Source organism: uncultured Flavonifractor sp., assembly GCF_944387675.1.
GTDB lineage: Bacteria > Bacillota > Clostridia > Oscillospirales > Oscillospiraceae > Flavonifractor.
Window position 1 is genome coordinate 1 of sequence record NZ_CALXFV010000163.1, and the last position, 2,802, is coordinate 2,802.

Annotated in this window: 4 protein-coding genes; 2 read left to right on the plus strand and 2 right to left on the minus strand. The window is 64.1% G+C overall.

What is annotated here, in order from left to right; genetic code table 11:
* Positions 1–96 precede the first annotated feature (96 nt).
* Together Q0J74_RS10985 and Q0J74_RS10990 are read left to right on the plus strand one after the other, a co-directional pair.
* Complete coding sequence (locus tag Q0J74_RS10985; protein WP_297214555.1) at positions 97–735, plus strand: rubredoxin-like domain-containing protein; 639 nt, start codon at positions 97–99, stop codon at positions 733–735.
* A 3-nt stretch (positions 736–738) separates the two neighbouring features.
* On the plus strand, positions 739–1,386 hold the full coding sequence (locus tag Q0J74_RS10990) for a rubredoxin-like domain-containing protein (RefSeq protein ID WP_297214557.1): 648 nt from the start codon (positions 739–741) through the stop codon (positions 1,384–1,386).
* Positions 1,387–1,518: 132 nt separating this feature from the next.
* Here Q0J74_RS10990 and Q0J74_RS10995 read toward each other — a convergent pair whose 3' ends face one another.
* Entirely contained in the window at positions 1,519–2,070 is a 552-nt protein-coding gene (locus tag Q0J74_RS10995; protein WP_297214559.1) for a prolyl-tRNA synthetase associated domain-containing protein, read from the minus strand.
* Between the two features lie 3 nt (positions 2,071–2,073).
* Positions 2,074–2,802, minus strand: a 729-nt coding sequence (locus Q0J74_RS11000; protein WP_297214561.1) for a PLP-dependent transferase, incomplete at its 5' end; no start/stop codon positions are given.

Here is a 2,802-nt window from a genome sequence, read left to right on the forward strand (position 1 = left end):
AGAGAAATACAATAAACTCGTCCCCACCCAGGCGGCCTACAATATCGTTGGCCCGAAACAGCTCAGAAAGTGCCTGGTAGGAAAGGAGGAACGCATGTGAGCAAATGGATCTGTGGAATCTGCGGCTACATCTACGACGAAGAGAAGGAGGGTGTTCCCTTTGAAGCCCTTCCGGAGGACTGGGTTTGTCCGCTGTGCGGTGCAGACAAGCGTGTTTTTCGCCGGGAAGCGCCGCAGCCTGTTCCGGCACCGGTCCCCTCCTCTTCCCCTGCGCTGGAGCGAAAGGAGCTATCCGCCGGTGCGCTGGCCGCCGTATGCTCCAATCTGGCCCGAGGGTGTGAAAAGCAGTACCAGGACAAGCAGGCGGCCCTGTTCCGTGAGCTGGCTGACTTTTTTACCGCCGCCACCCCGCCCGTCCCTGACGGGGATCTGGACAAGCTGCTGGAACTGCTCCAGGAGGATCTGAACAGGGGGTATCCCGCGCTGAATGCCGCCGCCGTGGCCGCCGCTGACCGCGGGACTCAGCGCATCTGCGTCTGGGGGGAAAAGGTAACCCGTATGCTGGAATCCCTGGTCAGCCGCTACCGCAGGGAGGGGGATGCCTTTCTGAAGGACACCCAGGTATGGGTGTGCTCGGTCTGCGGCTTTGTGTACGTGGGGGACAGCGCCCCTCAGCTCTGCCCCGTGTGCAAGGTACCCGACTGGAAGTTTGAAAAAGTGGAAGGGAGGCGCTGAGAGATGAAACAAGTGGCGGTGAGAAACCTGCGCCTGTGTACCAAGGATTGCCTGTGCCTGTATGTCTGTCCCACAGGGGCCACCGATACGGAAAACAGCATCATCGACCTCAGCAAGTGCCTGGGCTGCGGCGTCTGCGCCGATGCCTGCCCCAGCGGCGCTATCTCCATGGTACCCACCCAATATCCGCCCCAGCAGAAAAAGGAGGCGGCGGTTGTGGCCCAGGCCAACGGCCTGGCCGAAGGCAAGGCGGAGCAGGAGCGGATGGCCCGCCAGCTGGCGGAGAAGGCAGAGGACGACGGCCTTTTCCGACTGATGACCGCTGTCGGAAAATCTGTCCGTCTGGTCAATGAGGATCTGCTGCGGGAGGCCGGCTATATGCTGCCCCAGAGTGCCAATACCCACCGGCTGCTCCAGGGGTTTGTGGCGGAACCCCCGGTCCCGGGCTTCCCTGCGGAGGCGGCCAAGCAGTTGCTGGAGCAAATTCCCTGCAACGAGGCCTGCCCGGAAGAAGCGCCCAGACCTGTGAGCCGGTGGAAGTGCAAGGTCTGCGGCTATATCTACGAGGGTGAGTCCCTGCCGGAGGGCTTTACCTGTCCGGTCTGCAAGCAGCCCGCCTCTTCCTTTGAGAGAATGGAGGAGACAGAATAGGGCGCCTGTTGCCGGGCTGCACGGCGGCTTGAACTGTTTCTTGATCAGAAAGCCCCCTTTAAGGACGCTCCAGCGCCCTTAAAGGGGGCTTTTTCTTGCAGCTTCACATCCCGCCCGTTTTCCTCTTCCCTGTCAGTCCGGCCAGGGCAGATCCACTACCGTGGGGACGTGGCCCACTGCGGGGAGGAAGCGCTCCAGGAAGTCGCGCAGGCCCACCCGGAGGGTGGAGGTGGAAAAGCAGGGGTGGCCGCTGATAGACTCTCCCGCCAGCAGCTCCCGGTCCATCACCAGGCGCACCTTGCCCGACTGGTCGTGGATCAGCTCAAAGGCGCTGGCCGAGCCGGGGGCGGCCCCCAGCAGCGCCTGCATCTGCTCCGCCGTGGCAAAGGACAGCCGGGCGCAGCCCAGCTGGGCGGTGACGTCCTTGGTCTTGAAGGGCTTGTCCCCCGGCAGCATGAGCAGGTAGAAGTCGGTCTGCTTCCGGTTGGTGAGCAGCAGGTTCTTGCAGATGGGGACCCCCAGCACCGCCTCCACCGCCTTGCAGTCCTCCATGGTGTTGGCCCCGTCGTGGTCGCACCGCAGGTAGGGGATGCCCAGCCCGTCCAGGAAGGCATATACCGCCATCTCTCTGGGGTCCCGCGCCTCCGCCGGGGGGGCGGAATAGAGCTCCGGGTTCACGTACACCGCTTACACCTCCGCCAGGGCCTGGTCCACATCCTCCATGATATCCTGGATGTCCTCAATGCCCACGCTGAGCCGCACCAGGTCCGGAGACACACCGGCGGCCGCCAGCTCCTCGTCGCTCATCTGCCGGTGGGTGGTGGAGGCAGGATGAAGGGTGCAGGTCTTGGCGTCGGCCACATGGGTGGCAATGGAGGCCAGCTCCAGTCCGGCCATGAACTTGGAGGCCGCTTCCCGGCCGCCCTTCACGCCGAAGGACACCACGCCGCAGGTGCCATTGGGCAGGTATTTCATGGCCCGCTCGTAGTAGGGGTCCCCCTCCAGGCTGGGGTAGCGCACCCAGGCCACCTTGGGGTGGTCCTTCAGGAACTTGGCCACCGCCAGGCCGTTTTCACAGTGTTTGGCCATCCGCAGGGGGAGGGTCTCCAGGCCGATGTTCAGGTAGTAGCAGTTCTGGGGGGAGGGAATGGCCCCCAAATCCCGCATGAGCTGGGCGGTGGCCTTGGTGATGTAGGCCCCCTCCAGGCCGAAGCGCTCGGTGTAGGTGATGCCGTGGTAGCTCTCGTCGGGGGTGGTGAGGCCGGGGAACTTGTCGGCGTGGGCATTCCAGTCAAACCGGCCCGAATCCACAATGGCGCCCCCCACGGCGTTGGCGTGGCCGTCCATGTACTTGGTGGTGGAGTGGGTGACGATGTCCGCCCCCCACTCGAAGGGCCGGCAGTTCACCGGGGTGGC

What these genes read in the sequence shown, in the direction of transcription:
- Q0J74_RS10990 (WP_297214557.1), top strand. Translation starts at nt 739, where the DNA reads ATGAAACAAGTGGCGGTGAGAAACCTGCGCCTGTGTACCAAGGATTGC.